Here is a 25,715-nt window from a genome sequence, read left to right on the forward strand (position 1 = left end):
CGCTGTCAGTGTGGCCGCGCAGCCCAGGTCGCTAGATCGCCCGCGCCGTGCGGACGTCCGGGGCGCCGAGTCGCGCGGCGTCAGCGGTGCGGTCGTCCGGCTGTCGTTGCGAGTCCAGTTCGGCTTCGACGCGGCGAAGGTAGTGGTCGACCTCGTTCGCCTTCTGCTCCGCGGTCCAACCGAGCGCTGAAGCAACGAGGTCAGCCACCTCAGTCGCGGCGGCCACGCCGCGGTCAGGTGTCTGCACCGAGATCCGGGTGCGGCGGGTGATGATGTCGTCGAGGTGCAGCGCACCTTCGTGGGTGGCGGCGTACAGCGCCTCCGCCTTCAGGTAGGTGGGCGCCCCCACCAACGGCTGCCCCAGCTCGGGGTGCCTGGCGATCTGCGTGATCAGCTCCCCAACCAGGGTGCCGTAGCGCTGAAGCAGGTGCTCTACCCGTGCGCGGTCCAGCCCGGTCTCGCCGACGATCCGCTCACGGTCGTTCCACGCGGCGGAGAAGCCCTCAGCTCCGACGAGGGGAATCTGGTCAGTGACCGAGCTGGGTACAGAACGCGGAAGGTGGCGTACGACTGCATCGACGGCGTCCATCGCCATGACGCGGTAGGTCGTGTACTTCCCGCCGGCGACCATAGTCAGCCCGGGCACGGGACTCACCACGGCGTGCTCACGCGAGAGCTGCGAGGTGTCGTCCGACTCCCCGGAGAGCAACGGGCGCAGCCCGGCGTACACGCCGACGACATCATCGTGTGTCAGGGGGGTGACCAGGTGACGGTTGGCCTGTTCGAGGATGTAGTCGACGTCGGTGCGGCTCGCAGCGGGGTGAGCCTTGTCGAGATCCCAGTCGGTGTCGGTGGTCCCGATGACCCAGTGCTCGTTCCACGGGATGAGGAACAGCACGCTGGTCGGTGTGCGTGTGATGAGCCCGGACTCGGCACGGATCCGGTGACGGAGCACGACGATGTGCACGCCCTTCGACGCGCGGACGTCGATCTGCCCACGACCTCCGACCATCGGTTGGAGCTCGTCGGACCAGACGCCGGCGGCGTTGATGGTCTGGCGTGCGCGGACCTGCAGGTGCTGTCCGGTCTCGAGGTCGAGGACCTCCGCGCCGGTGACGCGGTCCCCGTCTCGCAGGAACCCCGTGACGCGGGCACTCGTCGACAGGTGGGCTCCGTACTCCGCGGCGGTGCGCGCAAGCATCATCGTGTGCCGGGCGTCGTCGACCTGCCCGTCGTAGTAGCGGATCGCTCCGACGAGGGAGTCCTCCTTCAGCGACGGGAAGACCTTCAGCGCCTCTCGCTTGGTGAGGTGCCGGTGCGCGGGTGCGCCGCGACGACCTCCCAGGACGTCGTAGAGGGCGATGCCGCTGCCGACGTAGAGGCGCTCCCACACGCGGTGCCGCAGGGGGTAGAGGAACGGTACGGGCCGTGCCAGGTGCGGGCACAGCCGGTCGAGGATGAGGGAGCGTTCGCGCAACGCCTCGCGGACGAGCCGGAAGTTGAGCTGTTCGAGGTAGCGCAGTCCGCCGTGGATGAGCTTGCTGGAGCGGCTGGAGGTGCCCGCAGCCCAGTCGCGTGCCTCGAGCAGTCCGACCGTCAGGCCCCGGGTCGCTGCGTCGAGGGCCACGCCGGCGCCCACGACGCCGCCGCCGATGACGAGGACGTCGAGCTCGCTGCCGCTCATCGCGTCCAGCGCGGCGCGCCTGGTGTCGGGGTTGAGCGCCATGGCGCTCTCATTCATCTTCATCGAGGTCCACCCAGTCCAGTGTTCGCGCGACGGCCTTCTGCCATCGTGCGTGTGCCGTGGCCCGCCGTTCGGGGTCCCACTCGGGGTGCCACCGTCGACCTTCCTCCCAGCTGCCGTGGAGGTCGCTGACGTCACCCCAGAAGCCGACCGCAAGTCCCGCGGCGTAGGCCGCACCGAGTGCCGTGGTCTCGGTGAAGACGGGGCGGCTGACGGGGACGCCGAGGACATCGGCCTGGATCTGCATGCACAGGTCGTTCGCGGTCACGCCGCCGTCGACCCTGAGCACCTCGAGGGCGACCCCCGAGTCCTTCACCATCGCATCCGCGACGTCGCGTGTCTGGAAGGCGATCGCCTCGAGCGTCGCGCGGGCCAGGTGGGCCCGGGTGTTGAAGCGAGACAGCCCGACGATCGCTCCCCGGGCATCGGAGCGCCAGTAGGGGGCGAACAGCCCTGAGAAGGCCGGCACGAAGTGCACGCCGCCGTTGTCGGGCACGGACGCGGCAAGCTGTTCGACCTCGGCTGCGTCACCGACGATGCCAAGTTGGTCGCGCAGCCACTGCACCGCGGCCCCGGTGACCGCGGTCGATCCCTCGAGTGCGTAGACCGGTGGCGCGTCGCCGAGCTGGTAGCAGACGGTCGTGAGGAGCCCGTTGTGCGACCGCACCGGCCGGTCGCCGGTGTTGAGGAGGAGGAAGCTGCCGGTCCCGTAGGTGCTCTTGGCGTCACCGGGGGAGAGGCAGAGCTGGCCGACCATCGCCGCCTGCTGGTCACCGAGTGCGGCTGCGAGCGGTACCCCGGGCAGCGGCCCCGCGGGGTGCCCTCGCCCGTAGAGGCGCCTGTCGGATGAGGGACGGATCTCGGGCAGGATCGAACGAGGTATGTCGAAGAACGCGAGGAGCTCCTCGTCCCAGTCGAGACTCTCGAGTTCCATCAGCATCGTGCGGCTGGCATTGGTCACATCGGTCACGTGGATGCCGCCGTCGACCCCGCCGGAAAGGTTCCACAGCAGCCAGGTCTCGATCGTCCCGAAGAGTGCCTCGCCCCGCTGGGTTGCGTCTCGTACGCCGTCGACGTTCTCGAGGATCCACTGCATCTTGCCGGCAGAGAAGTACGTCGCTGGAGGCAGGCCGGTGCGGTGTCGGATCACCTCGCCGCGGCCGTCAGCTTCGATGGCCGCGGCGATCTTGTCGGTTCGCAGGTCCTGCCACACGATGGCGTTGCACCACGGCTGGCCCGTGCGTGGGTTCCACACGACGGTGGTCTCGCGCTGGTTGGCGATGCCGAGAGCCGCCAACGCAGAGGCGTCGATGCCCGCCGAGGCGAGCGCCTTCACCACCACGTGCTGCGTGGCATTCCAGATCTCCACCGGGTCGTGCTCCACCCAGCCCTGACGAGGCATCACCTGCTCGTGCTCGACCTGTGCGCGGCTCACCTCACGTCCCGCGCGGTCGACGACGATGCACCGGGTGCTGGTGGTGCCTTGATCGATGGAGCAGACGTAGCCGTCACCCGGCACGGGGCCACACCTCCTGGACCACTACGCCGGTGAGCGTGAAGAGGGCAACCGAGGTCAGCAAGAAGGGGTGCGGCCGACCGGTCGATGTCAGGACGAGGAGTGCGGCCCCGGCGACGAGTGCCAGGACCGCGAACGCGGCGCCGGGCACCGACACCCCGTTCGAGCTGGCGTGACGCAGCTCGATGAGGGCCAGCACGACGAAGCCGGTGGCCGTGCGGCGCCAGGCGAGCTGGGTGCGCGTCCCCGCGAGGCTGGCGTCGCCCTCCATCACCGCGTCCACAGCTCGACCAGCGCTGCTGTCAGGGACGCGATGACCAGCACGACCAGCACGGCGGCCGCCCCCGGTGAGGGCAGGGGCTCGTGGCGACGCATCGCCCGCTCCACGCGGGCCCAGCGCAACCAGGCGACCACGGTGGTGAAAAAGGCCGACGCGGTCAGCGCGAGTACCGCCAGGGACGGCTGGACGTGTAACCCCGTCGACGTGAGCGTGAGGTCGAGTCCCACTGCCGCGGCGGCGAGGGCGAGCGAGGTGCGCATCCACGCCAGGAAGGTTCGCTCGTTGGCGAGGGAGAACCGCGGGTCGGGGTCGTCGCCGTGGCGGTAGACGAACGCGGGGAACCTCGCCCGTCCTTCCTCGCTCGTTGCGTCCCTGCCGCGAGGAGAGGGCAGCGTCTCAGGCATCAGCCGTCCTCGCGCTCGCGTCGGCGGGTCCGGCGGTGCGGAAGCCGGTGTGGCTGGTCGCGGAGTCAGGTGTGTTGCCGGTGCGAGCCGAGACCCGGTAGCGGTTGCAGTAGGAGTCGTGGCACAGGTGCGATCCTCCGCGCATCGACTTCAGCGCTCCGCTCGTCGGGCCCTGCGGGTCCGTCCGGGTGCTCGGCGAGGCGCTGCGATGCCACGCGGGGTCGAACCAGTCGTTGCACCACTCCCACACGTTGCCGACCGTCTGGAACAGGCCGTAGGAGTTGGGTTCGTACCACTGCGCGGGCGCGGTGCCCGAGAAGCCGTCCTCGGCGTCGTCGCGCGTGGGGAACTCCCCGTGCCAGATGTTGCACCGGTGGACACCGTGGGGGGTGAGGTCCGGTCCCCACGGGTACCGCTGGCGGCTGAGTCCACCGCGGGCGCTGTATTCCCACTCGGACTCGGAGGGCAGCCGGCGTCCGGCCCATTCGGAGTAGGCGATGGCGTCGTACCACGAGACGTGGACGACGGGGTGGTCTCCCAGGGCCGCGATGTCCGAGCCAGGACCCTGAGGTGTTCGCCAACTGGCTCCGCCCACAGGAACCCACCACGGCACGTCCTGTGGCCGCGAGGGGAGGGCATGCAGCCCCGCCAGGGGGTGCACGTGGCCCTCGAACACGAACGACCAGCCCAGGATCTCCGAGGTGGTGGTGTAGCCGGTGCTGGTGACGAAGGCGGTGAACTGTGTGTTGGTCACGGTGTGCACGTCAATCGCGAACGGGGAGAGCCACACGTCTCGTACTGGTCCTTCGCCATCCTCGGGCCGAGCCTCGGGTCCGTCCTCGCCCATGGCGAAGGTGCCGCCGGTCAGCAAGACAGAGGGGTGCGCCGCGGCCGCCGCGCCGGCCGCGGCCGGCGCGGCGAGGGGCAGCGAACTCGCGCCCTCGGCGGGCGCCGGCGCGGTGAGCAGGTCATCCGTTCGCCTGGGACCGCAGCAGCTCCCCACGCTCATTCCTCCGGCAGGCCGTGGCCGCGGGCCGTGTAGATCTCCAGGACCTTCTCCCGCGGGATCACGCCGCACCGATCTGCCCACCTCTGCCACGCCTCGGCGAGCTCCGCGACCAGCTCGGGGTGCTGGGTAGCGCAGTCACGCAGCTCGGTGCGGTCCGTGTCGATGTCGTAGAGCTCCCACGGGCACCGGTGCTTCCTGACGAGCTTCCAGCGACCTCGCCGCACGGCGCAGTTGCCCTCGTGCTCCCAGTAGAGGTCGCGCTCGCCTGGGTGCTGCTCGCCGCGGAGAGCACCCAGCAGGCTGACGCCCTCCATCGGCGGCACAGCCTGGCCGTTGCGGTCGGCGGGGTATCCGGCGTGAGCGGCCTCCACGATGGTGGGCAGGACGTCGACCAGCTGGCTCGGCACCCGGCACAGGGATCCGTCGGTCGGCAGGCCGGCCGGCCAGTGCGCGATGAAGGGCGTCGAGATGCCGCCCTCGTGGACCCAGTGCTTGTACTCGCGGAACGGCGTGTTCGACAGGTTCGCCCACGACCGGCCGTAGGACATGTACGTCGACTCCGGTCCGGGGCGCAGCGCAGGGTCGTTGCCCGGCACGACCGGCTCTCCCTCGCGGGTGGTGTCCTGGAGCGGAACGAACGCGGTGACGAACTCGCGGGCGCCGTCGCCGGGAGGCATCTCCTCGGCGCAGCCACCGTTGTCGGAGAGGAACACCACGAGGGTGTTCTCGAGTCGGCCCGTGGCCTCGAGCTGGTCGAGAACGCGACCGATGCCCTGGTCCATGCGGTCGATCTGCGCGGCGTAGGTCGCCATCCTCGACGCCTCCCATTCGCGGTCGACGGTCTCTTCCCACGCGGGCACGCGCTCGTCGCGCGGGGTCAGCTCCCAGGACGGGTCGATGATCCCGGCCTTGATGAGCCGCTCGAGCCGCTCCTCGCGCAGCTGGTCCCAGCCGGCGTCGAATCGGCCGGCGTAGGTCGCGATGTCGTCCTCATGCGCGTGCAGGGGCCAGTGCGGCGCCGTGTAGGAGAGGAACATGAAGAAGGGGTCCTGCGGCCGCTGGTCGTGGTGCTCGGCGATGAACTCCACGGCGGAGTCGGAGATCGCGTCGGTGTAGAACCAGCCGGTCTCCTCCGCCTCGTGCTCGATGTTGGTCTCCTGCCGCACCAGGGTGCGGGGCCGGTAGTAGGAGCCCGCACCCTCGAGCGTGCCGAAGAACCGGTCGAACCCGCGCCGGGTCGGCCATGCCGGGTTGGGGTCGTCCATGTCGACGGCGAGGTGCCACTTCCCGGACAGGTACGTCGCGTACCCGGCGTCGTGGCACACCTCCGCGACCGTGGCGCAGTCCTCGCTGAGGTTGCCGGGGTAGCCGTCGGGGGAGTCGTCGAAGTTGAGGATCCCGATCCCGACCTGGTGCGGGTGCAGGCCGGTCATCAGGGAAGCACGCGACGGGCTGCAGCGGGCGGTGTTGTAGAACTGCGTCATCCGTACGCCGCCCCGGGCGAGACGATCCAGGTGGGGGGTGTGGATCTCACCGCCGTAGGAGGCGATGTCGGAGAACCCCATGTCGTCCGCGAGGATCAGCAGCACGTCGGGGCGCGAGGTTTCGGTGCTCATCAGGCGTCCTTCGCGGTCGAGGTGAGGTCCGTGGAGCGCCGGCCCGCGGTGGGAGCGGCGACGTCGCGCAGGTTGCGGCGGTGCGTCTCGGGCAGGAAGAACACCGAGACGAGCGAGATGAGTGCCATGGCCATGACGTACACCGCCACCGGCCACACCGACCCGCTCCAGGCGCTGACGAGGGAGGTGCCGATCAGCGGAGCCACGGCGCCGGTGGGGATGACACCGATCTGGTAGACCGCGCTCATCCCGGAGTAGCGGACCCGGGTCGGGAAGACCTCGGCGAACATCGCGCCCTCCGGGCCGAACATGATGCAGGCGGCCAGACCCCAGCCGATGACGATGCCCAGGGTGATCAGCGCCGCGTTCTCGGTGTTCACCAGCGCGAAGATCGGCACTGCGCTCACCAGCGCCAACGCGGCACCCGCTCCGAACACCGGACGGCGGCCGTAGCGGTCCGAGAGCCGTCCTGCGGCCAGGATGGTGAAGAACCCGACGACCGAGGCGACGAGCAGGGCGTCGAGCACGATCGACTTGTCCAGGCCGAGCACGGTGACGGTGTAGGTGACGAGGAACGCGTTGTAGATGTTGAACGTGACGCTCTCGCTCACGCGGGCACCCATCGCGAGGAACGTGACCTTGGGGTGCTTGCGGAAGACCTCGACGAGCGGCAGTGCCGCCTTGTCGTCGGCCTCCTCGAGATCCTTGAACGCCGGGGGCTCCTCGATGCGCAGCCGGATCACCAGGCCCACGACGACGAGGACGATCGAGACGAGGAACGGGATCCGCCATCCCCAGGACTGGAAGTCGTCCTCCGGCAGTCGCGTCACCGCGGTGACGGCCAGCGTCGAGGTCAGGAGCCCGATCGGGACGCCGAGCTGGGGCCACGAGGAGAACCAGCCGCGCTTGTCGTCGGGGGCGTGCTCGACGCACAGCAGCACAGCACCGCCCCACTCGCCGCCGAGTCCGATGCCCTGCAGCATCCGCAGAGCGAGGAGCAGCAGGGGAGCGGCGACGCCGATGGCCGCATAGTTGGGCAGCAAGCCCATGGCGAAGGTGGACAGCCCCATGATCAGCATGGTGATGACGAGCATCTTCTTGCGGCCCACCCGGTCACCGAAGTGCCCGAAGATGAAGCCGCCGAGGGGCCGGGTGACGAAGCCCGCTGCGAAGGTCGCGAAGGCGATCATCGTCCCGACCAGCGGGTCGAACGACGGGAAGAACTGGTTGTTGAACACCAGTGCGGCCATCGTCCCGTAGAGGAAGAAGTCGTACCACTCCACCACCGAGCCGAGCAGGCTCGCGCCGGCGACCCGGCGGATCGGGCTGGGCGCGTCGGCGTGCTCATTGCCAGGAGGCTGAGCCTGGGACTGTGGGAGGGACATGAAAGCTCCTGACTTGCCACCCGACGTTTTGTCCCGTAAAATGGGACACTCATTCGGTGAATGGGACAGCGTGATGAGGGCCACAAGTGTCGGCTCCGTGGTGCGCGTTGCAAGGGAGGGCATGGTGAACGCAATTCCGTCCGAGCGGCCCGGTCGCGAAGCAGCGGCCGTCGACAGGGGAGTGCTCCGGCGCGCGGTCGCCGTGCTCGACGTCCTGGCGGCTCATGACGTCCCGCCAGCCGTGAGGGTGATCGCTCAGGAGTCTGGCTTGTCGAAGTCCGCGGTCCAGCGCATCCTCGTCGAGCTCGAAGCGGTGGACCTGGCCATTCAGGATCCGGCCACTCGCCGCTACCGCCTCGGTCCCCGAGCACTGGCTCTCGGTGTGGCCTACCAGCGTCGCCTCAACGTGCGCGAGGTCGCCCTGGGGCCGATGGAGTCGTTGTGCGCCATCGTCGAGGAGACCGTTGGGCTCTCTGTCGGATACGCCGACCGCCTACTGCACGTGGAACAGGTGCTGCCGCAGCGCGACCTGAGCGCCCAGTTCCAGCTGGGACAGCCTCTCCCGCTGTGGTCCGGCGCCCCCGCGCGCGTGATCCTCGCCGAGCGCACCGATGACGAGGTGCGCCGAGTCCTGGCCGACTACGCCCACACCGACATCGAGCCGATCAACCCCCCAAGCCCCGAGACCCTGCAGCGCGAGGTCGAGCTGGTCAGGCGCAACGGGCACGCGCGCGCATTCGGCGAGACGATCGCCGAGATCCACACACTCTCGGTCCCTGTTCGAGGCGCCCACTCGCAGCTCGTCGCGGTCCTGTCCATCACGGCACCCTCGTCACGGCTCAGCGAGAGCCGCATGGACGTGGTGCTGCCTGCTGTGACAGAAACCGCGGCGGTCATCTCGAACCAGCTCGGGCACCGAACCTGATCGACCTCTCGGAAAACACCTGCCGATCAGCGCGCGTCGTCGCCGCGAGATCGAAAGCAGTCCGGGTAGATCAGCATCACCCGATGCTCGCGTGCCCACTCTTCGTTGCGTGCCGGCGGACATCCGGGACGTCTGCCCCGGAGTAGTAGACGACGGGGTCGACGTCGGTCCCTGAATCCAGGATGTTGTCGACGTCCGCGCGGACCTTGCTCCGCACGTAGTCCTGTTGAAGCGTGCTCGAGGTTGTCGCTCGCTGCGCTGTCACCCGCATCGGCCTCGGCCCCCGCCGTTCGTCATGGCGTCAAGGTACTAACGCCGCTCCGAACCGAGATCACCCAGATCTACGAGGGCACCAACCAGGTCCAGCGCATCGTGATGGCACGTCAGCTCCTGGCAGGGGTTCAGTCCGAGCTGTAGCTCCCACCCGGAGCGCACGGATCGATCAGCGCCTCCCAGAGAGTGCCCGCATGATTTTGCCGAGCGTTCCTGGTTTGTCCGGACGCCGTCCCGCGCCTCTCATACCTTGGACTCCGGGGACATGACCGGAAGAGGGGTGGGCGACGTGGGGGCACCGCAGGTCCGCGAGCCTGATCACGACGACCTCTGGCACGTCACGATGGAGCACTCGCCGGTGGGCATGGCGATGGTGTCGATCAGCGGCAACGTCGTCACGGCCAACGCCGCGCTCTGCGAGATGGTCGGCTTCCGTGCCGACGTGCTGTCGCGGATGAACATCCGAGACCTGACCCACCCCGACGACCTCGCCGCCGACCTGCGACTCGTTGCCCGCTGCCTGGCCGGCGAGACCAACTCCTACCGCGTCACCCGGCGCTACGTGCGAGCCGACGGCAGCACGCTCGTGGTCGAGCTCTCGGTCGCTCTCATGCGTGCGCCCAGCGGGAGCCCGGTCCGCTTCGTGCTGCAGTTCCTCGACCTGACCGACCGGCAGACCTTCATCGAGCGCCTCGGAGCCGCTGAAGCCACCGTCGAGTCCCAGCAGCGCAAGGTCGACGCCGTCTTCGGCACCGTCGCGGTCGGCCTGCTGCTGGTCGACGCGGACGGCTCCTACGCGGGCTACAACTCCCACCACCGGGACTTCATGGACCTCGCCTACCCCGACGGACATGTCGGACGCGCGGGACAGACAGGCCACCTGTACGACTTCGAGCAGTCACGCGCCCTCACGTCCGAGGAGATGCCGGCGGTCCGCGCGGTGGCGGGGGAGGAGTTCGACGACGTCCTGATCTGGATCGGGGCCGACCCGCGCACCCGCCGCGCCCTGTCGGTCTCCGCACGGTCGATCCGCGACGGCAGCGGCGTCCTCACGGGGGCGGCGCTGGCCTTCCAGGACGTCACCGAGCTGATGCGCGCCATCCGGGCCAAGGACGAGTTCGTCGGGACCGTGTCCCACGAGCTGCGGACGCCGCTGACGTCGGCGATGGCCTACCTCGAGCTCATCGACGAGTCCTCCGAGGCCAGCCCGCGCCTGCACCAGCAGGTCACGGCGGTACGCCGCAACGTGACGCGGCTCTCGCGCCTGATCGCCGACCTGCTGCTCGCCACTCGCGTGGGTGTCGGCTCCACACTGGTCGAGCCGTACCTGCTGGATGCCGTCACGGTCGTCGCCGAGGCTCTCGACGCGGCGCGGGTGGAGGCCGCCGTCGCGGGCGTCACGCTCGAGATCGAGCTCCCCGACCGGCTCGACGCGCGGGTCGACGGCCTGCGCCTGCGGCAGCTCGTCGACAACCTCGTGGCGAACGCCATCGGCTTCACGCCGCGCGGAGGCCACGTCGCGGTCACCCTGACCACCCAGGTCGACCACCTGGTCCTCGTCGTCAGCGACGACGGCGCAGGCATCGACGCCGCGGACCTCGACGCCGTCTTCGAGCGCTTCTACCGCGGGGCGAACGCCCGATCGCTCGGCGTCCCCGGGACCGGGCTCGGGCTCACCATCGTCCGCGCCATCGTGGACGCCCACCACGGAGAGGTCGGGCTCACCAGCGCCCCCGGCAGAGGCACCACGGTCCGCGTGGTGCTGCCGGTCTGAGCAGGCACACCTCCTGCCGTCGGCTCGGACCGCCACGCGGGCGTCAGCCGCCTCAGTGACCCAGGGGCGCGTCGCGACGCCGCGGAGCGTGGTCGTCGCGGCCTGAGGTCGTCCTCGTACGATGAACCCCGTGACCTCCCGCTCCCGACGTACGGCCGTGACGCTGGCCGTGGCGGCGCTCGGCGCGGTCGCGGGGTGCTCCGGCGACGCCGCCGGCGACGGTCGGGCAGAGACCAGGCACACCCACGCTCCGGGGCAGGGACACACCTCGCTGGCGGTCGGCGACGGCACGCAGGTCTCCGAGGTCGGCTACACCCTCGCCGGACTCCAGGTGCGCGAGCAGCCCGACGGCATCGGTGAGCTGCGCTTCCGCATCGACGACCACAAGGGTGAGCCCGTCACCGACTACGTCGAGGAGCTCACCAAGGAGCTGCACCTCTACGTCGTCAACGACGACCTCACTGTCTTCCGCCACCTGCACCCCACGCGGGCCGACGACGGCACGTGGACCGCTCCCTTCGACGTGCCCGACGCCGGCGGCTACCGCGTGGTGACGGAGTTCGTCGCGGTGGACGAGGGCGGCAACGGCGACCACGTCGTGCTCGGGCGCCCGCTCGCGATGCCGCCGGGGGACCCCGGCGACACTGCTGCGGCGGACCGGGTCGTCGACGTCTCCGTCTCCCAGGCCCCGACGACCGGGCCCGACGGTGAGCTGCGGCTCGTGGTGCGCGACCGGGCAGGCGGACCGGTCGGGCTCGGCACCTACCTCGGCGCCTACGGCCACGTGACGGGCTTCGACACCGCGACCGGTGCGATGGTGCACCTGCACCCGCTCGCCGCGCCCGAGGTCACCGAGGACGGCGCCGAGCTGACCTTCCACTCCGAGATCGAGGAGCCGGGCGACTACCGCCTCTTCGTGCAGGTGCGCGTCGACGGCTTCCTGCACACGGTGCCGGTCGGGCTCACGGTCGCACGGTCAGCCTGACCGTCGTCACGGGGTTCTCGAAGCGGCTCAGCGCGATGCTGACCTGCACCTCCCACTCGCCGGCGCGCGGCACCACGACCTCGCCGCGGTAGGTCCCCGCGGCGATCGGGGTGAGGGCCACCCGGCCGAGGTCGAGGCCGTCGGTGCGCAGCTCGGCGACCGGGTTCACGGGCGGGTCGAAGGGCTCGCCCGTCGCGTCCTGGACCTGCACCAGCACGGAGTTGCTGCCCGTACGCCGCGGGTCGAGCACCGCGAGCACGCGCAGGTCGCCGGCGGTGGCGGCACCGACGCCGGTGGTGCCGGTCGGCGCGGCGACCGGCACGGGACGGGGGGAGGAGCTGACGAGGAAGCCGGTGACCCCGAGCAGCGCCACGAGGAGCGCCGCCTCCACGCGGACCGTCCGGGTCACGGCGGTCGCGGCGCGCTCCCGGTCACCGAAGCCGACCGCCGTCCGCACCGCGGGGAGGGTGCGCCAGCGGTTCCAGCCGCCGACCGCGGCGACGACGAGGGCGATCGCGACCTTGGCCAGCAGCAGCCAGCCGTACGCCGTCGAGACCAGGGCGTCCCAGGACCCCACCACGCGCCACGCGAGGAAGGTGCCGGTGGCTGCCACGGCGAGCAGGACACCGCCGGCGAGGGCGGAGAAGCGGGCCAGCGCCTGGGCGGCGAGCACCTCGCGACCCGCCAGCGCGCGCAGCGCCAGCGCCAGGCCGACGAGCCCGCCGAGCCACACCGCACCTGCGGTGACGTGCAGGACGTCGGCCGCGACCAGCAGCGGTGACGGGCTGAACGCCCGGGTGTGGCCGACCAGCGACGGCCCGGCCAGCGCCACCAGCGCGCCGGCGGTGAGCCGCCACGCGGTCGTGCGGACGGGCGCGCTGTCGGAACCGGCCCGCACGACGACGGCAAGGCCGACCAGCACGACCGCGGCGCTCAGCAGCTCGTTGGCGACCAATGATGCGTCGAAGGCCGACACGACGTCGGTGAGCTCGAGCCCCTGGCCGTAGACCGCCGCCACCGGCACCTGGAGCGCCGCGGCCGCAGCGCCCGCCCCGGCGGCGTACGAGGTGACGCGGCGCAGCCGGGCCCGGACCGCCGTCCCGGGCCAGGCACGCGGCAGCACGAGTGCGACGAAGAGTGCGAGGCCCGCCGCCAGCAGCAGGCCGACGAGCGCGACCACGGCGAGGACGTCGCGCACCACGGTCACCGCGGCCGAGGAGGTTGCCTGCTCGGGAGGCGCCGCCACCGACGCGCTCGGCGCACCCACCGAGAAGGTGAGGGCGCCCGAGATCGGATGGCCGTCGTCGGACAGGACGTTCCACGACACCACGTAGGTGCCGTCCGAGAGGTCGTCGGCGTCGGCGAGGCCGACGGTGACATCCGTCCCGTTGGCGCCGGCCGTGGAGGCCACCGGGTCGCCGTCGGCGTCGTAGACCGCGATCTCCTGCGGCGTCAGCCGCACCGGCTCGTTGAAGGCCAGCGTCACCTCCGAGGGCGCCGTCTCGACGACGGCCCCCTCGGCGGGATCGCTGCCGACCAGCTCCGCGTGGGCCGAGGCCGGCGCGGCGCCGAGCAGGACGAGCGCGAGCGCGACCAGCGCCGCGGCCCACGGGCGCTGCGCCCGTCGCCACGACGCCGGTCGCGCCAGCGGGATCACGAGGTGGTGCGAGTGCGGGCCAGTGCTGCTCCGCCGGCCAGGAGGCCGAGCACGCCGGCACCGAGGCCCATCCAGCCCAGCATCGAGGAGTCCTCGGTCGCGGTCGTGGCCGCGGCCTCGGTCTCCTCGCCGGAGGCGTCGGCCGCCTGGTCGGCGCCCTCCTCGCTGCTCTCGTCGGCGCTCTCGTCGCCGTGGTGGTCGCCGCCGCTCGCGGCCACCACCTCGAAGGCGGGCGCGGGGCTGTCGAGCTCGTGGGGGTCCTGGTCCTCGGCCGGCACCTCGGTCCAGGCGTTCTCACCCTCCTCGCACGTCTGGATCGTCGGGAAGGTGAGCGTCTCGCCCGCCGCGTCGGGCAGCTGGAACGACAGCTCGAAGGTGTCGCGCATGCCGTCGGGGAGCGGGGTGCGCGCGGTGTAGACGATGGAGGCGACGCGCTCGGTCACCTCGTTGCCGTGGGCGTCGGCGACCGGCTCGTCGAGCTGCTCGACCGTGGGCTCCACGTCCCAGAACGGGTTGCGCGTGGGGGTCACCGACAGCACCGGCTCCGGCACCTGGATCTCGATGCTGGTCGTCGGCGATGCCTCGCAGCCGTGGCCGACGCTGAAGGTCACGACGGTGTAGGCGCCGGCCTCGACCGTCGTCGGGGTCGCGGTGACGTGGGCGCTCGCCGGCTGGACGAGCGAGAGGGCGATGGCCGCAGTGGCGGCCGGGAGCGCGCCGAGGCGCGCGAACGTACGGATGGACATGTCTCTCCTGGAGTGGGCCTGCCGCAGGGCAGGTGGGGATCTGGGGTCGCGAGCGCCCCTGAGCCCGGTCCGGGCTCAGGCGGGCAGGACCGCCACGGGTGGCCCGCGCAGGAGGGGGACGAGGAGGTGGACGAGCGTGACGGGGGTCGTCGAGGTGACCGGACGGCGCAGCTGACCGACGACGGGCAGGACGGGCCGCGCGAGGAGGTGGACGGCGTACGCCGCTGCCCGGCGCGCTGCCCACCACAGGACGGTGGTGAGGGCGGTGACGAAGACGTGGGCGGCGAGCATCTGCCACGACCAGCCCGGGTCGGTCGCCGTGCCGGTCATGTGGTCGTGCGAGGACACGAGCCCGAACGACTCGTGCACGCCGAGCTGTGCCACGGCCACCACGGGCAGCAGGACCGGCGCCGGGACTTCACGCCGCAGGACGAGCAGGCTGGCGGCCAGGACCACCGCGGCGACCAGGGCCAGCCCGGGTGCCGTGGGGACGTCGCCGCCGGCCCAGGTGTGGGCGGACGCAGCCCCGGTGACGGTGAGGATCGTGGCGGCGAGGGCGCGCGTCAGGGCGTACGGCGCACGCGCCTGCTCCACCCGCACCTCCCACGCCACGCGCACATCGTCCCAGACGCGCCTCCCAGGCGCGCCGGGCCGTCCGGCGTCAGCCGTGCGAGCCCTTCGGACGGCGGTAGTCGGCCTGGCCGCGCGGCGGTCCGCAGGACGCGCCCCGGTGGCGGCTCCGCATGAACATCAGCGGGAAGACCAGCAGCCACAGGTGGGCGCCCGTGAGGAGGCTGAGCACGACGAGCGCCGCCAGGACGGGCAGCAGGGGCACCCGCTGCCGGGCCCGTGGCCGACGGGGACCGGCCGGCTCCGGCCCCGGTGGCAGCGGCGCCGGGAGGCGCGGCAGGTCGCTGAAGAGCAGGGCCAGGTCCGCGCGGGTGCGCGCGGTCCAGATCGCGTCGAGCCGCTCGTCGTACTCCTCGTGGTCGAGGCGTCCCTCGGCGTAGTGGCCGGCGAGGTCGGCCATCGCGCGCTCGCGGTCGCTGTCGGCGATGCGCATCCGGGGGTCGGGCGAGGTCATCGCTCGGCGTCCCGTCCGTCCGCGAGGATGCCGTAGAGGCGGCGGCGGGTGTCGACGAGGACGCCGAGGGCCGCCTTCTTCTGCTGCTCCGAGCCCTGGGTGCCGAGCTGCCACACCGCGCTCACGACCTGGCCGATCTCGCTCTTGATGTCGGCCTGGCCGGACGGCTGGTCGTCGGGCGACGGCTCTGTCCGGGCGAAGGGCGCCCAGACCGAGGCGACCTCGTCGGTGTGGGCCTCGACCCACTCGACGCCGGCGTCGGTGAGACGGATCGTGCGGCGGCCGCGCTCGTCGTCGGCCTCCACGAGGCCCTCGTCCTGCAGCTGCTGGATGGTGGGGTAGACCGACCCGGGGGAGGGGCGCCAGTCACCGTGGCTCAGCTCGGCGATCTCCTGGATCACCTGGTACCCGTTGATCGGCTCCTCGGCCGTGCGGGCGCGGTGCAGCACGTCGATGATCGCCATGCGCACGTCGCCGCGACGCACGCGCGGGCTGCGCTGCTGCGGTCGCTGGGGGGCGCTCGCGAAGCCGAAGATCTCGCCGAGCCACGGCGGCGGGCCACCGGCCTTGCGACCGCGGCCGCCGCCACCGCTGAAGGCCTGCCCCCAGCCACTCCAGTCGCCGCCGGAGGGGCGTCGGTAGTCGCGCTCGCCCTCGGCGCGGTCGGGGCGGTTCTCGTCGTTGCTCTCGGGCCAGTCGGCCCCGGGCCAGTGGTGTCCCATGGTGTGCTCCTCGTGTCCTGGACGGTGCGTCGGATGACCTATCGGTGACCTATCGCGATATATCGCGAGCGTACGCCGGCATCTGGGCCCGGACAACCCGGAATGACCCCGGTCCGACCCTGATCCACGGGCGCCGACCAGCAGGCTCCGTAGGCGACTGGCGGCGTGAAGTCCGTCGTCGATGGCGCTGAGCATGGCTGGTGCCCGGGCAGCGGGCAGTCGGGTGGTGCCGGTGTGGTCGACGAGGAACGCGCGGCCGTGCGGCGTGCGCCAGGCGGCGCCCGGGACCGACGACGCGGGTGGAGCAGCCACCGTAGGTCTTGGTTCGGTGGTGGCGCCGGCGTAGGGGGCCCGAGTTGTGGGGGGCCGGTCTGGCCCGGGACCGGACAATGGCTGCAAAATGACGCATCTTCTCGACCGCCCTGATTGCAGCAGCTTCGGTGCTTTCCGAGGGCGCGCTCATCTCCGCTGCGACATACTCTTCGAAGTTGAAACAGAGAGTTCTTCACCATGGCCACCTTCCGTACCGTCCTCGAGGCAACCGGCGGCAACAACGTCGGAATCGTCGTCCCCGAAGACATCGTCCAAGCCTTCAACCGCGGGAAGCGGGTGCCAGTGGTCGTCACCATCGACGGCGACTACACCTTCAAGACCACGATCGGCGTGATGGGTGGACGCTTCTTGGTCTCATTCAATGCCGAGACCCGCAAGAACACCGGCCGTGGAGCCGGAGACGAGGTCACGGTCGACCTCGTCGCCGATCCGGACCGCTGAGCCGCACCAACTGTCCCAGCACACGAAGCCCTTGCCCTGCCCGCGGGTACCCGTTCAAGGGGCGCATCCACCTCGTCGAAGTCGACGGCGTCGCCAACGCCCTTCAACGACTCGCCGGATCAGTTACGGATTTTGGCGTTCGCCGACAAGCGGCGCTGTGCACCACCACCCAGCCCAGCTCGAAGACCAACCGCAGCGGCCGAAGCCCACGCCCGCCCGGGCTACTGGCGGGCGCGCCCCGTCGGCGTGCACGCCCGCCCCGGCACGCCGGCGTCCTCGATGATCGCGTCGAACAGCGCCGGCGCCCGCTCGGGGTCGGCGATGATGCGGTTGGGGTCGCTCGGCGCCGGCAGGTTGGGCATCGTGCACGTCCGGGTGTCGCCGGTCATCGCCAGGGCGAACCGGCCGAGGTCGAGCGGGTTCATCTCCTCGTCGACGCGGATCGCTCCGGAGGCGGCGTCGTTGATCCGCCAGTAGCGCACCGGGTTGACGAACGTCCACGGGGACAGGGCCTCGTCGCCGACCGCGCTGATCACCTCGCGCTGGCGAGCGACCCGGTCGAGGTCGCTGAGCGCGGTGACGTAACGGGAGCGGGAGTAGCCGAGCGCGGTGAGGCCGTCGACCTCCTGGCAGCCCTTCTTGATGTCCAGGCGCGCCCGCGGGTCGCGCATGTCCTGCTTGGGGCAGATCTGCACCCCGCCGAAGGCGTCGACGGTGTTGATGACGCTGCCGAAGCCGAGCTCGACGTAGTGGTCGATGTGGATGCCGGTCAGCGCCTCCACGCGCTGGACCAGCAGGGGTGCTCCGCCGCTCGCGAAGGCGGCGTTGATCATCTGGGTGCCGCCGTCCGGCACCTCGACGAGGGTGTCGCGCGGGATCGACATCATCGTGCGACCACCGGAGCCGGTGTGCAGGACGATGATCGTGTCGGTGTTGGTGCCGCCGCGCTCGGGCGTGTCGAGCACCTCGCGCTGCTCGTCGGTGAGGTCGTCGGCCTTGTCCGAGCCGACGATGAGGTAGTTGGTCCCCGGCTGGTCGCCCGGCCGGTCGCCGGCGGGGGTCGCGTCGACCTCGTCGAGCGTCGTCCAGTGGTAGAGCGGGACACCGGCGAGGTAGACCAGCACCAGCAGGAGCAGGAGCGGGATGAGGCCCAGCCGGAGGCGGGGGAGTCGGCGGCGCTTCTTCTCCGGGCGCGGCGGCGGTGCGGCGGACGACGTGCTCGGACGGCCCGGGGGCTGCCCACCCGACCCCCGCGCCTCGCGCCTGGCCACCGGCATCACCCGGGTCTCGTCGGGGCGCTGGGCCTGCGAGGCTCCCCGGCCCGATCCCTGGGTCGGCACCTTCTGGGTGGCGTCACTCGGCGGCTTCTGCGACGAGCCCCCGTAGAGCCAGTCGTACTCGGGTGTTCCCTTCTCGGGCACCCCGGAACCCTGCGGACGATCAGCCATGGGCGAAGACGCTACCGTGCCGAGGGTGAGCAACCCCCGCCCCACGTCGTACAGCCGTGTGAGCCTCGGGATCATGGCGCACTCGAGCGAGGCCAACCTGCTCGGCAACGTCCACGGCGGCGAGGTGATGAAGCTCGCCGACTCCACGGCCGGCGCCGTCGCGCACCGCCACAGCGGCGGCCCGGCGGTCACCGCGGCGATGGACGAGATGACCTTCCTCGCCCCGGTCCATGTCGGCGACATCATCAAGACCTACGCCCAGGTCAACTGGGCCGGCACGTCCTCGATGGAGATCGGCGTGCGTGTCGAGGCCCAGCCGTGGGGCAACGCCGGCGACGAGCCGGTCCACGTGGCCAGCGCCTACTTCGTCTTCGTGGCCATCGACGAGGACGGACACCCGCGCCCCGTGCCGCCGCTGGAGACCGAGACGCCCGACGACGTACGCCGTCAGCGCGAGGCCGAGATCAGGCGCGCGCACCGGCTGGCGCGCAAGGCCGAGATCGACCGGGGCCGCGAGGGCTGACCGCCCAGGCTGAGCGACACGGCGAGTCGCGCACCGATGGGACGGGTGTGACTGGTGATACTGGTCGGGCTGACTTCCCCCAGCTGAAAGGCCCCGCGATGCCGCCCGTCCCGCCCCCCGGGTCGCACCAGACGCGCTTCACCACGCTCGACCGCGCGCAGCGTGTGCGGTTCCGTCGCGCGGTGACCCTGATGCTGATGACCCTCGTCCTGCCCGGCTCCGCACAGCTGGTCTCCGGCAACCGTCGGGTGGGCCTGCTCGCGGTGCGCACCTGGCTGGTGCTCCTCGCGCTGGGCGCGACGGCACTGGTGACGTCGTACTTCTGGCACGGCGTCGCCTTCTGGGCCGGCACCGACACGACCTTCCTGCTGGTGCTCCGCGTCGCGCTGATCGGCCTCGCGGTCGCGTGGGCCTACCTGTTCGTCGACGCCTGGCGCCTCGGCCAGCCCCTGACCCTCCAGCGCCAGCACCGCCTCGCGATCGTCGGCGTCAACGGCCTGCTGTGCTTCAGCGTCGCCGGCGCCCTGCTCTTCGGCGCCCACATGGTCGGCGTCCAGCGCCAGTTCATCGTCTCGATGTTCGGCGACGGCGCTGCCGTGGACGCCCACCAGGGGCGCTACAACGTGCTGCTCATGGGCGGCGACTCCGGTGCGGGTCGCTGGGGCCTGCGACCGGACTCGATGACCGTGGCGAGCATCGACGCCGAGACCGGCAAGACCGTGCTCATCTCGCTGCCGCGCAACATGCAGAACTTCCCCTTCGCCGAGGGCTCGGTCATGGACGAGCAGTTCCCGAACGGCTTCGACGCCGAGGGCCAGTACCTCAACGGTCTCGCCACCTGGGCCCTCGACCACGCCGAGCTGTTCGAGGGCTCGAAGAACCCCGGTGTCGACGCGACCGTCATGGGCGTCGAGGGCATCACCGGCCTGGAGGTGAACTACTGGGCGATGGTCAACCTCGAGGGGTTCAAGGACCTCGTCGACGCCGTCGGCGGCGTGGAGCTCAACGTGCGCCAGCCGATCCCCGTCGGGCTGCCCCACGAGAAGACCTTCCACTACATCGAGCCCGGCGTCCGCACCCTCGGTGGTCACGACACGCTGTGGTTCGCCCGGGCCCGCGAGGGCTCCGACGACTACTCGCGGATGGCGCGGCAGAAGTGCGTGATGGGCGCGATGCTCCAGCAGGTCAGCCCCCAGGTCGCGCTCACCAACTTCGAGGAGATCGCCGGCGCGAGCTCGGCGATGGTCTCCACCGACATCCCCCGCGGCGAGGTCGACCGCTTCGTCGACCTCGCCCTCAAGGCCCGCAACCAGAAGATCGCCACGCTGTCGCTGGTGCCGCCGATGATCAACACCGCGAACCCCGACATCGAGCTCGTGCAGCAGAAGGTCGCCGCAGCCATCGCGCGCGCCGAGGGCCAGAAGCCGGTCGTGGAGACCGTCGAGGCCGCCGACGCGCCGGCGGTCGAGGCCCCCGCAGCGGACGCGGACGACTCCGTGGCGCCCGCCGCTCCGGCGACCTCCTCCGCGCCGCCCTCCGCGCCGACCACCCCGACCCCGCCCCCGGCGGTCACGGGCGGCTCGCTCGGCTCCCTGTCGACCGGCTACGCGGCGAACCAGTCGGAGGACCTCGGCGCGGTTTGTTGAGGCCCCGCGCCCGACCCCTACTGTGTACGCCGTGACCACCGGACCGCTGCCCCGCATCGTCGCGGTCGTGGTCACCTTCAACCGCCTCGAGCTGCTCCGGACGCTCGTCACGCGGCTCGGTGAGATCGACGGCCTGGCAGAGGTGCTGGTGGTCGACAACGCCTCCTCCGACGGCACGGGGGAGTGGCTGGCCGCGCGCGGGCACACCGGTGAGATCCCGCTGTCGGGGCGCACCCTGACCACCAACCGCGGCGGCGCCGGTGGCTTCCACGACGGGCTCGCCTGGGCCATCGACCGCGAGGCCGACCTGGTCTGGCTCATGGACGACGACGGCCTGCCCGACCGCGACTGCCTCGAGCGGCTGCTCGAGGAGACCGACAACCTCGACTTCTGGGGCCCGCTGGTCGTCGACGAGGCCGACCCCGGCCGGCTGGTCTTCCCGATCCGGCTGCCCGGTGGCGCCCGCGTGGTGCACGCCGTCGACGACGTACGCCGTGCCGCCCGCGCCGACCGCATCGACGGCATCGTGATCCCGTTCAACGGCGTGCTGGTCACCAAGGAGCTCGTCGACCGGATCGGCCTGCCCCGCGAGGAGTTCTTCATCTGGGGCGACGACCACGAGTACCGGCTGCGCGCCGAGGAGGCCGGCGCCCGCGTCGCCACCGTCGTCACCGCCACCGTGCGGCACCCCAGCGTGGGCAACCTCGGCACCCCGATGATGTTCGGCCGCACGACCTACAACGACTCGCCGAGCGACCTCAAGCACTACTGCATGGCGCGCAACAACCTGGTCAACCTGCGCGACTACCGCGGGCCGCTGCACGCCCTCGCCTTCGTGGTGAAGACCGCGTGGTTCTACACCTTCACCCGCCCGAGCCTGGCGCGCCTGCGACTCAGCCTGGGCGCCATGCGCGCCGGCATCGCCGGGGACTTCGACGGCCACCGGAGGTTCCTCGGATGAGTTTCGAGGCTCGCTCCGCTCGCACCTCAACCACCGGGAGCTCCGCCGGGGAGAGCGTCGCGGTCGTCGTGGTCACCCACGACCGCGCCGACCTGCTGGCCGCCATGCTCGACGGGATCGCCGCCCAGACACACGCCCCGGACGCGGTCATCGTCGTCGACAACGCGAGCGCCGACCACACCCCCGAGGTGCTCTCCCAGAGGATCGCCCGCACCGACCTGCCGCTCGAGGTGATCCGGCAGGACAACCTCGGCGGCGCCGGAGGCTTCCACCGCGGCGTGCGGGCGGCGTACGACCAGGGCTTCGACCGGGTGTGGCTGATGGACGACGACGTCGTCCCCGCCCCCGGCTGTCTCGCCGCGCTCATGGCCGTCGACGAGGACTGCCTGATCGCCGTGCGCGAGGACCTCGCGGGGGCGCTGGTGGAGAAGGCGGCGGTCGACTTCGACCTGCGCAACCCGCTGGCGATCAAGCCCAAGCGCGCGACGGTCGACAGCACGTACGCCGACCGCGCGTCGATGCCCGCCCTCGTCGAGGTGCACAACGTGGCCTTCGAGGGCTTCATGGCCCGCCGCAGCGTCATCGAGGAGGTCGGCTTCCCCGACCCGTCGTTCTTCATCTTCTACGACGACGCCGAGTACGCCGTGCGTGCCCGCCGGACCGGCCGCCGGATCTGGGGGGTCCGCGACGCGGTGCTGGTGCGCCAGCTCGACTTCAACCAGCAGCACGACCTGTCGGGCTGGAAGGGCTTCTACATGTACCGCAACCTCTTCGTGGTGCACCTGCGCCACGGGGAGAACGCGCTCGTGCGGGCCAAGCCGTGGCTCATCACCCTCGCGGTGGTCCTCCTCAGCCCCCTGCGCGGCGGCCGGGCGGAGGCCCGCAACGTGATCCGTGCCATGGCGTCGGCGCGGGGCATGCGCCGCCTCACCGACTCTGCACGTCCCCCTCGATAGACTCACCCAGCGCATCTCACCCACAGGAGTTCATCCCTTGTCCCAGGGCCCCACGCACGACACGGAAACGCTTCCCGACCTCGTCATCGTCGGCGCCGGACTCTTCGGCCTCACGATCGCCGAGCGCTGCGCCGAGGAGCTGGGTCTGCGGGTGCTCATCCTCGAGCGCCGCCACCACCTCGGTGGCAACGCCTACAGCGAGCGCGACCCGGAGACCAACGTGGAGGTGCACAAGTACGGCGCGCACCTGTTCCACACCTCCAACGAGCGCGTGTGGGAGTACGCCAACCGGTTCACCTCCTTCACCGACTACCGCCACCGCGTCTTCGGCAAGTACCAGGGGCAGGTCTACTCGCTGCCGCTCAACCTGGCGCTGATCAACCAGTTCTTCGGCAAGTCCCACACCCCCGACGAGGCGCGCGCGCTCATCGCCGAGCAGTCGAGCGAGGTCGCCACCGAGGACGCCTCGAACCTCGAGGAGAAGGCGATCAGCCTGATCGGCCGCCCCCTCTACGAGGCGTTCATCAAGGGCTACACCGCCAAGCAGTGGCAGACCGACCCCACCGAGCTGAGCGCCGACATCATCACCCGCCTCCCGGTCCGCTACACCTTCCAGAACGGCTGGTTCAGCGACACCTACGAGGGACTGCCCACCGAGGGCTACACCGCGTGGCTCACGAAGATGGCCGACCACCCCAACATCGAGGTCCGCCTCGAGACCGACTTCTTCGCCGTCGCCGACGAGTTCAAGGGCAAGGTCCCGATCGTCTACACCGGCCCGGTGGACGAGTACTTCGGCAGCTCCGAGGGCCGCCTGTCGTGGCGCACCGTGGACCTGGAGGAGAGCGTCGTCGACACCGACGACTTCCAGGGCACCGGCGTGGTCAACTACAACGACCAGGACGTCCCCTACACCCGCATCATCGAGTTCAAGCACTTCCACCCCGAGCGCGAGAAGACCCACCTGCCCGGCAAGAGCGTCATCGTCCACGAGTACAGCCGCTTCGCCGAGGAGGGCGACGAGCCCTACTACCCGGTGAACACCGCTGACGACCGCTCCAAGCTGCTGAAGTACCGCGAGCTGGCCAAGGCCGAGCCGATGGTGCTGTTCGGCGGGCGCCTGGGCACCTACAAGTACCTCGACATGCACATGGCCATCGGGGCCGCGCTGTCGATGTACGACAACAAGCTCAAGCCCCACTTCACCGAGGGCGCGGAGCTGACCAGCGGAGGCATCGAGGCATGAGCACCACCCCCACGGGCACCATCACGGGCACGCACGAGCAGACCGTCACCCGGTTGCTGCAGCGGCAGATCCTGCCCGTCGACCGCGACACCGACGTCTTCCCGCTCTACGTCGACCTCGAGGACGCCGTCCTCGACACCGACCGGCACGACGTGGGCGGCAGCAAGGCGGCCAAGGACCTCAACAACGCCGCCATCCGGCAGTCGACCTCGACGGGGCGCAAGCTGCACCCCGACCAGATCCGCTCGCGCACCGAGCTGCGGCTCGAGCCGGCGCAGCTGCTGTCCTTCGGCACCTACTTCAACGCCTTCCCGGCGTCCTACTGGCGCCGCCACACGATCGTCTCCGACGTCGAGCTGACCGTCCGCCTGAGCGGCGCGGGCTCGGTCGTCACCGTCTACAAGTCGATGGCGCGCGGCCACGCCCAGAGGGTGGAGTCGGCCGTCGTCGAGGGCGAGGCGGGCACGTTCACCTTCGCCCTGCCGCTCAAGCCGTTCGTCGACGGCGGGTGGTACTGGTACGACGTGGTCGCCGGCGACCACGGCGCCGTGGTCGAGGGCGCCGAGTGGAACGCCCAGGTCCCCGCCGACCGCGCCGAGCACGGCACCGCCGACATCTGCATCACCACGATGAACCGCCCCGACTTCTGCGCCAAGCTGCTCACCCAGCTCGGCGAGGACGACGTGCTCGCCCCCTACCTCGACACCGTGATGGTGATGGAGCAGGGCAAGGACCTCGTGGCGGACTCCGAGTTCTTCCCGCACGCCGAGGAGGTGCTCGGCGACCGCCTGCGGGTGCTGGTCCAGGGCAACCTCGGCGGCTCGGGCGGCTATGCCCGCGGCCAGCTCGAGAGCGTGCGCAAGGGCACCGCGACGTACGCCCTGATGATGGACGACGACGTCGTCTGCGAGCCGGAGGGCGTGATCCGCGCGGTCACCTTCGGCGACCTGGCCAAGCGCCCGACCATCGTCGGTGGCCACATGTTCAACATCTACAACCGCTCCCAGCTGCACTCCTTCGGCGAGATCGTCCAGCCCTGGCGCTTCTGGTGGCAGACCCGTCTCGACGGCTACAGCCAGTGGGACTTCGGCGCCCGCAACCTGCGCTCGGCGCGCTGGCTGCACAAGCGCGCCGACGTCGACTTCAACGGCTGGTTCATGTGCCTGATCCCGCGGGTGGTGCTCGAGGAGGTCGGCCTGTCGCTGCCGGTCTTCATCAAGTGGGACGACTCCGAGTTCGGCCTGCGCGCCAAGCAGGCGGGCTACCCGACGGTGTCCTTCCCGGGTGCCGCGGTGTGGCACGTGCCGTGGACGGACAAGAACGACGGCGTCGACTGGCAGTCCTACTTCCACCAGCGCAACCGCTTCATCGCCGCGCTGCTCCACTCGCCGTACGAGCGCGGCGGGCGGATGGTGCGCGAGAGCTTCAACCACCAGGTCAAGCACCTCGCCTCCCTGCAGTACTCCACCGCCGAGCTGCGCCACCTGGCCCTGGAGGACGTGCTGCGCGGCCCCCACGCCCTGCACGGCGAGCTGGGGACCAAGCTCGGCGAGATCAACGCCTTCCGCAAGCAGTTCACCGACGCACAGCTCATCGAGGACCGCGACGACCTGCCGCCGGTGCGCCGCAAGAAGCCCCCGAAGAAGGGCAAGTCCGACATCGAGATCCCCGGGCGGCTCAGCACGCTGGTCGCCGCGGGTCTGGCCCCGCTGCGCCAGCTGCGTCCGGTCCGCGAGATGTCGCGCCAGTACCCGGAGGCCGAGCTCCCGGCGATGGACTCGGGCTGGTTCAACCTGGTCAAGTACGACTCCGCCGTCGTCTCGATGAACGACGGCAGCTCGGTCGCGCTCTACCAGCGCGACCCGGCCCACTACCGCGACCTGATGAAGCGCACCGTGGAGATCCACCGGCGCTTCCACCGCGAGTGGCCCGAGCTGGCCCGCCAGTACCGCGAGGCGCTGGGGGAGATCACCTCGCCCGAGGCGTGGGAGAAGACGTTCGCGCCGTGGACCGAGCAGCGCGACGGTGACGAGTGAGCAGG

The 25,715-nt window shown here is 71.0% G+C and carries 23 protein-coding genes; 10 read left to right on the forward strand and 13 right to left on the reverse strand.

Annotation, left to right across the window (positions count from 1 at the left end; all coding sequences use genetic code 11):
• Positions 1-31 precede the first annotated feature (31 nt).
• The 7 genes from K4G59_RS11825 to K4G59_RS11855 form a co-directional block, all read right to left on the reverse strand.
• Entirely contained in the window at positions 32-1,747 is a 1,716-nt protein-coding gene (locus tag K4G59_RS11825; RefSeq protein ID WP_308189392.1) for a glycerol-3-phosphate dehydrogenase/oxidase, read from the reverse strand.
• Positions 1,734-3,263, reverse strand: coding sequence for a glycerol kinase GlpK (glpK, locus tag K4G59_RS11830; protein WP_231251260.1), 1,530 nt, complete (start codon positions 3,261-3,263; stop codon positions 1,734-1,736). The genes K4G59_RS11825 and glpK overlap by 14 nt, the downstream gene beginning before the upstream one ends.
• Positions 3,253-3,531 (reverse strand): DUF202 domain-containing protein, encoded by a 279-nt coding sequence (locus tag K4G59_RS11835; protein WP_231251261.1) that lies wholly within the window; start codon positions 3,529-3,531, stop codon positions 3,253-3,255. The genes glpK and K4G59_RS11835 overlap by 11 nt, the downstream gene beginning before the upstream one ends.
• Entirely contained in the window at positions 3,531-3,944 is a 414-nt protein-coding gene (locus K4G59_RS11840; protein WP_231251262.1) for a YidH family protein, read from the reverse strand. The genes K4G59_RS11835 and K4G59_RS11840 overlap by 1 nt, the downstream gene beginning before the upstream one ends.
• Positions 3,937-4,791 carry a formylglycine-generating enzyme family protein gene (locus K4G59_RS11845; protein ID WP_231251478.1) on the reverse strand — a complete coding sequence of 285 codons (855 nt, stop codon included), beginning with the start codon at positions 4,789-4,791 and terminating at the stop codon, positions 3,937-3,939. The genes K4G59_RS11840 and K4G59_RS11845 overlap by 8 nt, the downstream gene beginning before the upstream one ends.
• A gap of 158 nt (positions 4,792-4,949) precedes the next feature.
• Positions 4,950-6,569 (reverse strand): arylsulfatase, encoded by a 1,620-nt coding sequence (locus K4G59_RS11850; protein WP_231251263.1) that lies wholly within the window; start codon positions 6,567-6,569, stop codon positions 4,950-4,952.
• Positions 6,569-7,954: an MFS transporter gene (locus tag K4G59_RS11855; protein WP_231251264.1), complete on the reverse strand. Its 1,386-nt coding sequence runs from the start codon at positions 7,952-7,954 to the stop codon at positions 6,569-6,571. The genes K4G59_RS11850 and K4G59_RS11855 overlap by 1 nt, the downstream gene beginning before the upstream one ends.
• Positions 7,955-8,075: 121 nt before the next feature.
• Between K4G59_RS11855 and K4G59_RS11860 the strand changes: the two genes are divergently transcribed.
• The 3 genes from K4G59_RS11860 (at position 8,076) to K4G59_RS11870 (ending at position 11,911) form a co-directional block, all read left to right on the forward strand.
• The gene (locus K4G59_RS11860; RefSeq protein ID WP_231251265.1) at positions 8,076-8,879 is read left to right on the forward strand and encodes an IclR family transcriptional regulator; all 804 of its coding nucleotides are present in this window, start codon (positions 8,076-8,078) and stop codon (positions 8,877-8,879) included.
• A gap of 538 nt (positions 8,880-9,417) precedes the next feature.
• Positions 9,418-10,926, forward strand: a complete 1,509-nt coding sequence (locus K4G59_RS11865) for a sensor histidine kinase (protein ID WP_231251266.1) — start codon at positions 9,418-9,420, stop codon at positions 10,924-10,926.
• A 130-nt stretch (positions 10,927-11,056) separates the two neighbouring features.
• The gene (locus tag K4G59_RS11870) at positions 11,057-11,911 is read left to right on the forward strand and encodes a DUF8832 domain-containing protein (RefSeq protein ID WP_231251267.1); all 855 of its coding nucleotides are present in this window, start codon (positions 11,057-11,059) and stop codon (positions 11,909-11,911) included.
• Here the strand turns inward: K4G59_RS11870 and K4G59_RS11875 are convergent.
• From K4G59_RS11875 to K4G59_RS11895, 5 genes are all read right to left on the reverse strand, one after another.
• The gene (locus tag K4G59_RS11875) at positions 11,889-13,568 is read right to left on the reverse strand and encodes a copper resistance protein CopC (RefSeq protein ID WP_231251268.1); all 1,680 of its coding nucleotides are present in this window, start codon (positions 13,566-13,568) and stop codon (positions 11,889-11,891) included. The genes K4G59_RS11870 and K4G59_RS11875 overlap by 23 nt on opposite strands.
• A complete protein-coding gene (locus K4G59_RS11880; RefSeq protein ID WP_231251269.1) occupies positions 13,565-14,314 on the reverse strand; it encodes a YcnI family copper-binding membrane protein in 750 nt (249 codons plus the stop codon). The genes K4G59_RS11875 and K4G59_RS11880 overlap by 4 nt, the downstream gene beginning before the upstream one ends.
• A 75-nt stretch (positions 14,315-14,389) precedes the next feature.
• Positions 14,390-14,926 (reverse strand): hypothetical protein, encoded by a 537-nt coding sequence (locus K4G59_RS11885; RefSeq protein WP_231251270.1) that lies wholly within the window; start codon positions 14,924-14,926, stop codon positions 14,390-14,392.
• 49 nt (positions 14,927-14,975) lie between these two features.
• Positions 14,976-15,398: a DUF1707 SHOCT-like domain-containing protein gene (locus K4G59_RS11890; protein WP_231251271.1), complete on the reverse strand. Its 423-nt coding sequence runs from the start codon at positions 15,396-15,398 to the stop codon at positions 14,976-14,978.
• A complete protein-coding gene (locus K4G59_RS11895) occupies positions 15,395-16,120 on the reverse strand; it encodes a PadR family transcriptional regulator (protein ID WP_231251272.1) in 726 nt (241 codons plus the stop codon). Before K4G59_RS11895 ends, K4G59_RS11890 begins: the two co-directional genes overlap by 4 nt.
• A gap of 510 nt (positions 16,121-16,630) precedes the next feature.
• Here K4G59_RS11895 and K4G59_RS11900 point away from each other — a divergent pair.
• Positions 16,631-16,894, forward strand: coding sequence for a DUF1905 domain-containing protein (locus K4G59_RS11900; protein ID WP_231251273.1), 264 nt, complete (start codon positions 16,631-16,633; stop codon positions 16,892-16,894).
• Between the two features lie 221 nt (positions 16,895-17,115).
• Here K4G59_RS11900 and K4G59_RS11905 read toward each other — a convergent pair whose 3' ends face one another.
• Positions 17,116-18,342 (reverse strand): LCP family protein, encoded by a 1,227-nt coding sequence (locus K4G59_RS11905; RefSeq protein ID WP_231251274.1) that lies wholly within the window; start codon positions 18,340-18,342, stop codon positions 17,116-17,118.
• A gap of 25 nt (positions 18,343-18,367) precedes the next feature.
• Here K4G59_RS11905 and K4G59_RS11910 point away from each other — a divergent pair, with 25 nt between their 5' ends.
• The 6 genes from K4G59_RS11910 to K4G59_RS11935 all read left to right on the forward strand — a co-directional run bounded on the left by K4G59_RS11910 (position 18,368) and on the right by K4G59_RS11935 (position 25,710).
• Positions 18,368-18,865: an acyl-CoA thioesterase gene (locus K4G59_RS11910; RefSeq protein WP_231251275.1), complete on the forward strand. Its 498-nt coding sequence runs from the start codon at positions 18,368-18,370 to the stop codon at positions 18,863-18,865.
• A 191-nt stretch (positions 18,866-19,056) separates the two neighbouring features.
• Positions 19,057-20,511, forward strand: a complete 1,455-nt coding sequence (locus K4G59_RS11915; RefSeq protein ID WP_231251479.1) for an LCP family protein — start codon at positions 19,057-19,059, stop codon at positions 20,509-20,511.
• A 31-nt stretch (positions 20,512-20,542) separates the two neighbouring features.
• Entirely contained in the window at positions 20,543-21,472 is a 930-nt protein-coding gene (locus tag K4G59_RS11920; RefSeq protein WP_231251276.1) for a glycosyltransferase family 2 protein, read from the forward strand.
• A complete protein-coding gene (locus tag K4G59_RS11925) occupies positions 21,469-22,428 on the forward strand; it encodes a glycosyltransferase family 2 protein (RefSeq protein WP_231251277.1) in 960 nt (319 codons plus the stop codon). The genes K4G59_RS11920 and K4G59_RS11925 overlap by 4 nt, the downstream gene beginning before the upstream one ends.
• Before the next feature lie 37 nt (positions 22,429-22,465).
• Positions 22,466-23,674 carry a UDP-galactopyranose mutase gene (gene glf / locus K4G59_RS11930; protein WP_231251278.1) on the forward strand — a complete coding sequence of 403 codons (1,209 nt, stop codon included), beginning with the start codon at positions 22,466-22,468 and terminating at the stop codon, positions 23,672-23,674.
• Entirely contained in the window at positions 23,671-25,710 is a 2,040-nt protein-coding gene (locus K4G59_RS11935) for a glycosyltransferase (protein ID WP_231251279.1), read from the forward strand. The genes glf and K4G59_RS11935 overlap by 4 nt, the downstream gene beginning before the upstream one ends.
• The last annotated feature ends 5 nt before the right edge of the window (positions 25,711-25,715 follow it).

The sequence above is a fragment of the Nocardioides furvisabuli genome (assembly GCF_021083185.1).
In the GTDB taxonomy this organism is placed as follows: domain Bacteria; phylum Actinomycetota; class Actinomycetes; order Propionibacteriales; family Nocardioidaceae; genus Nocardioides; species Nocardioides furvisabuli.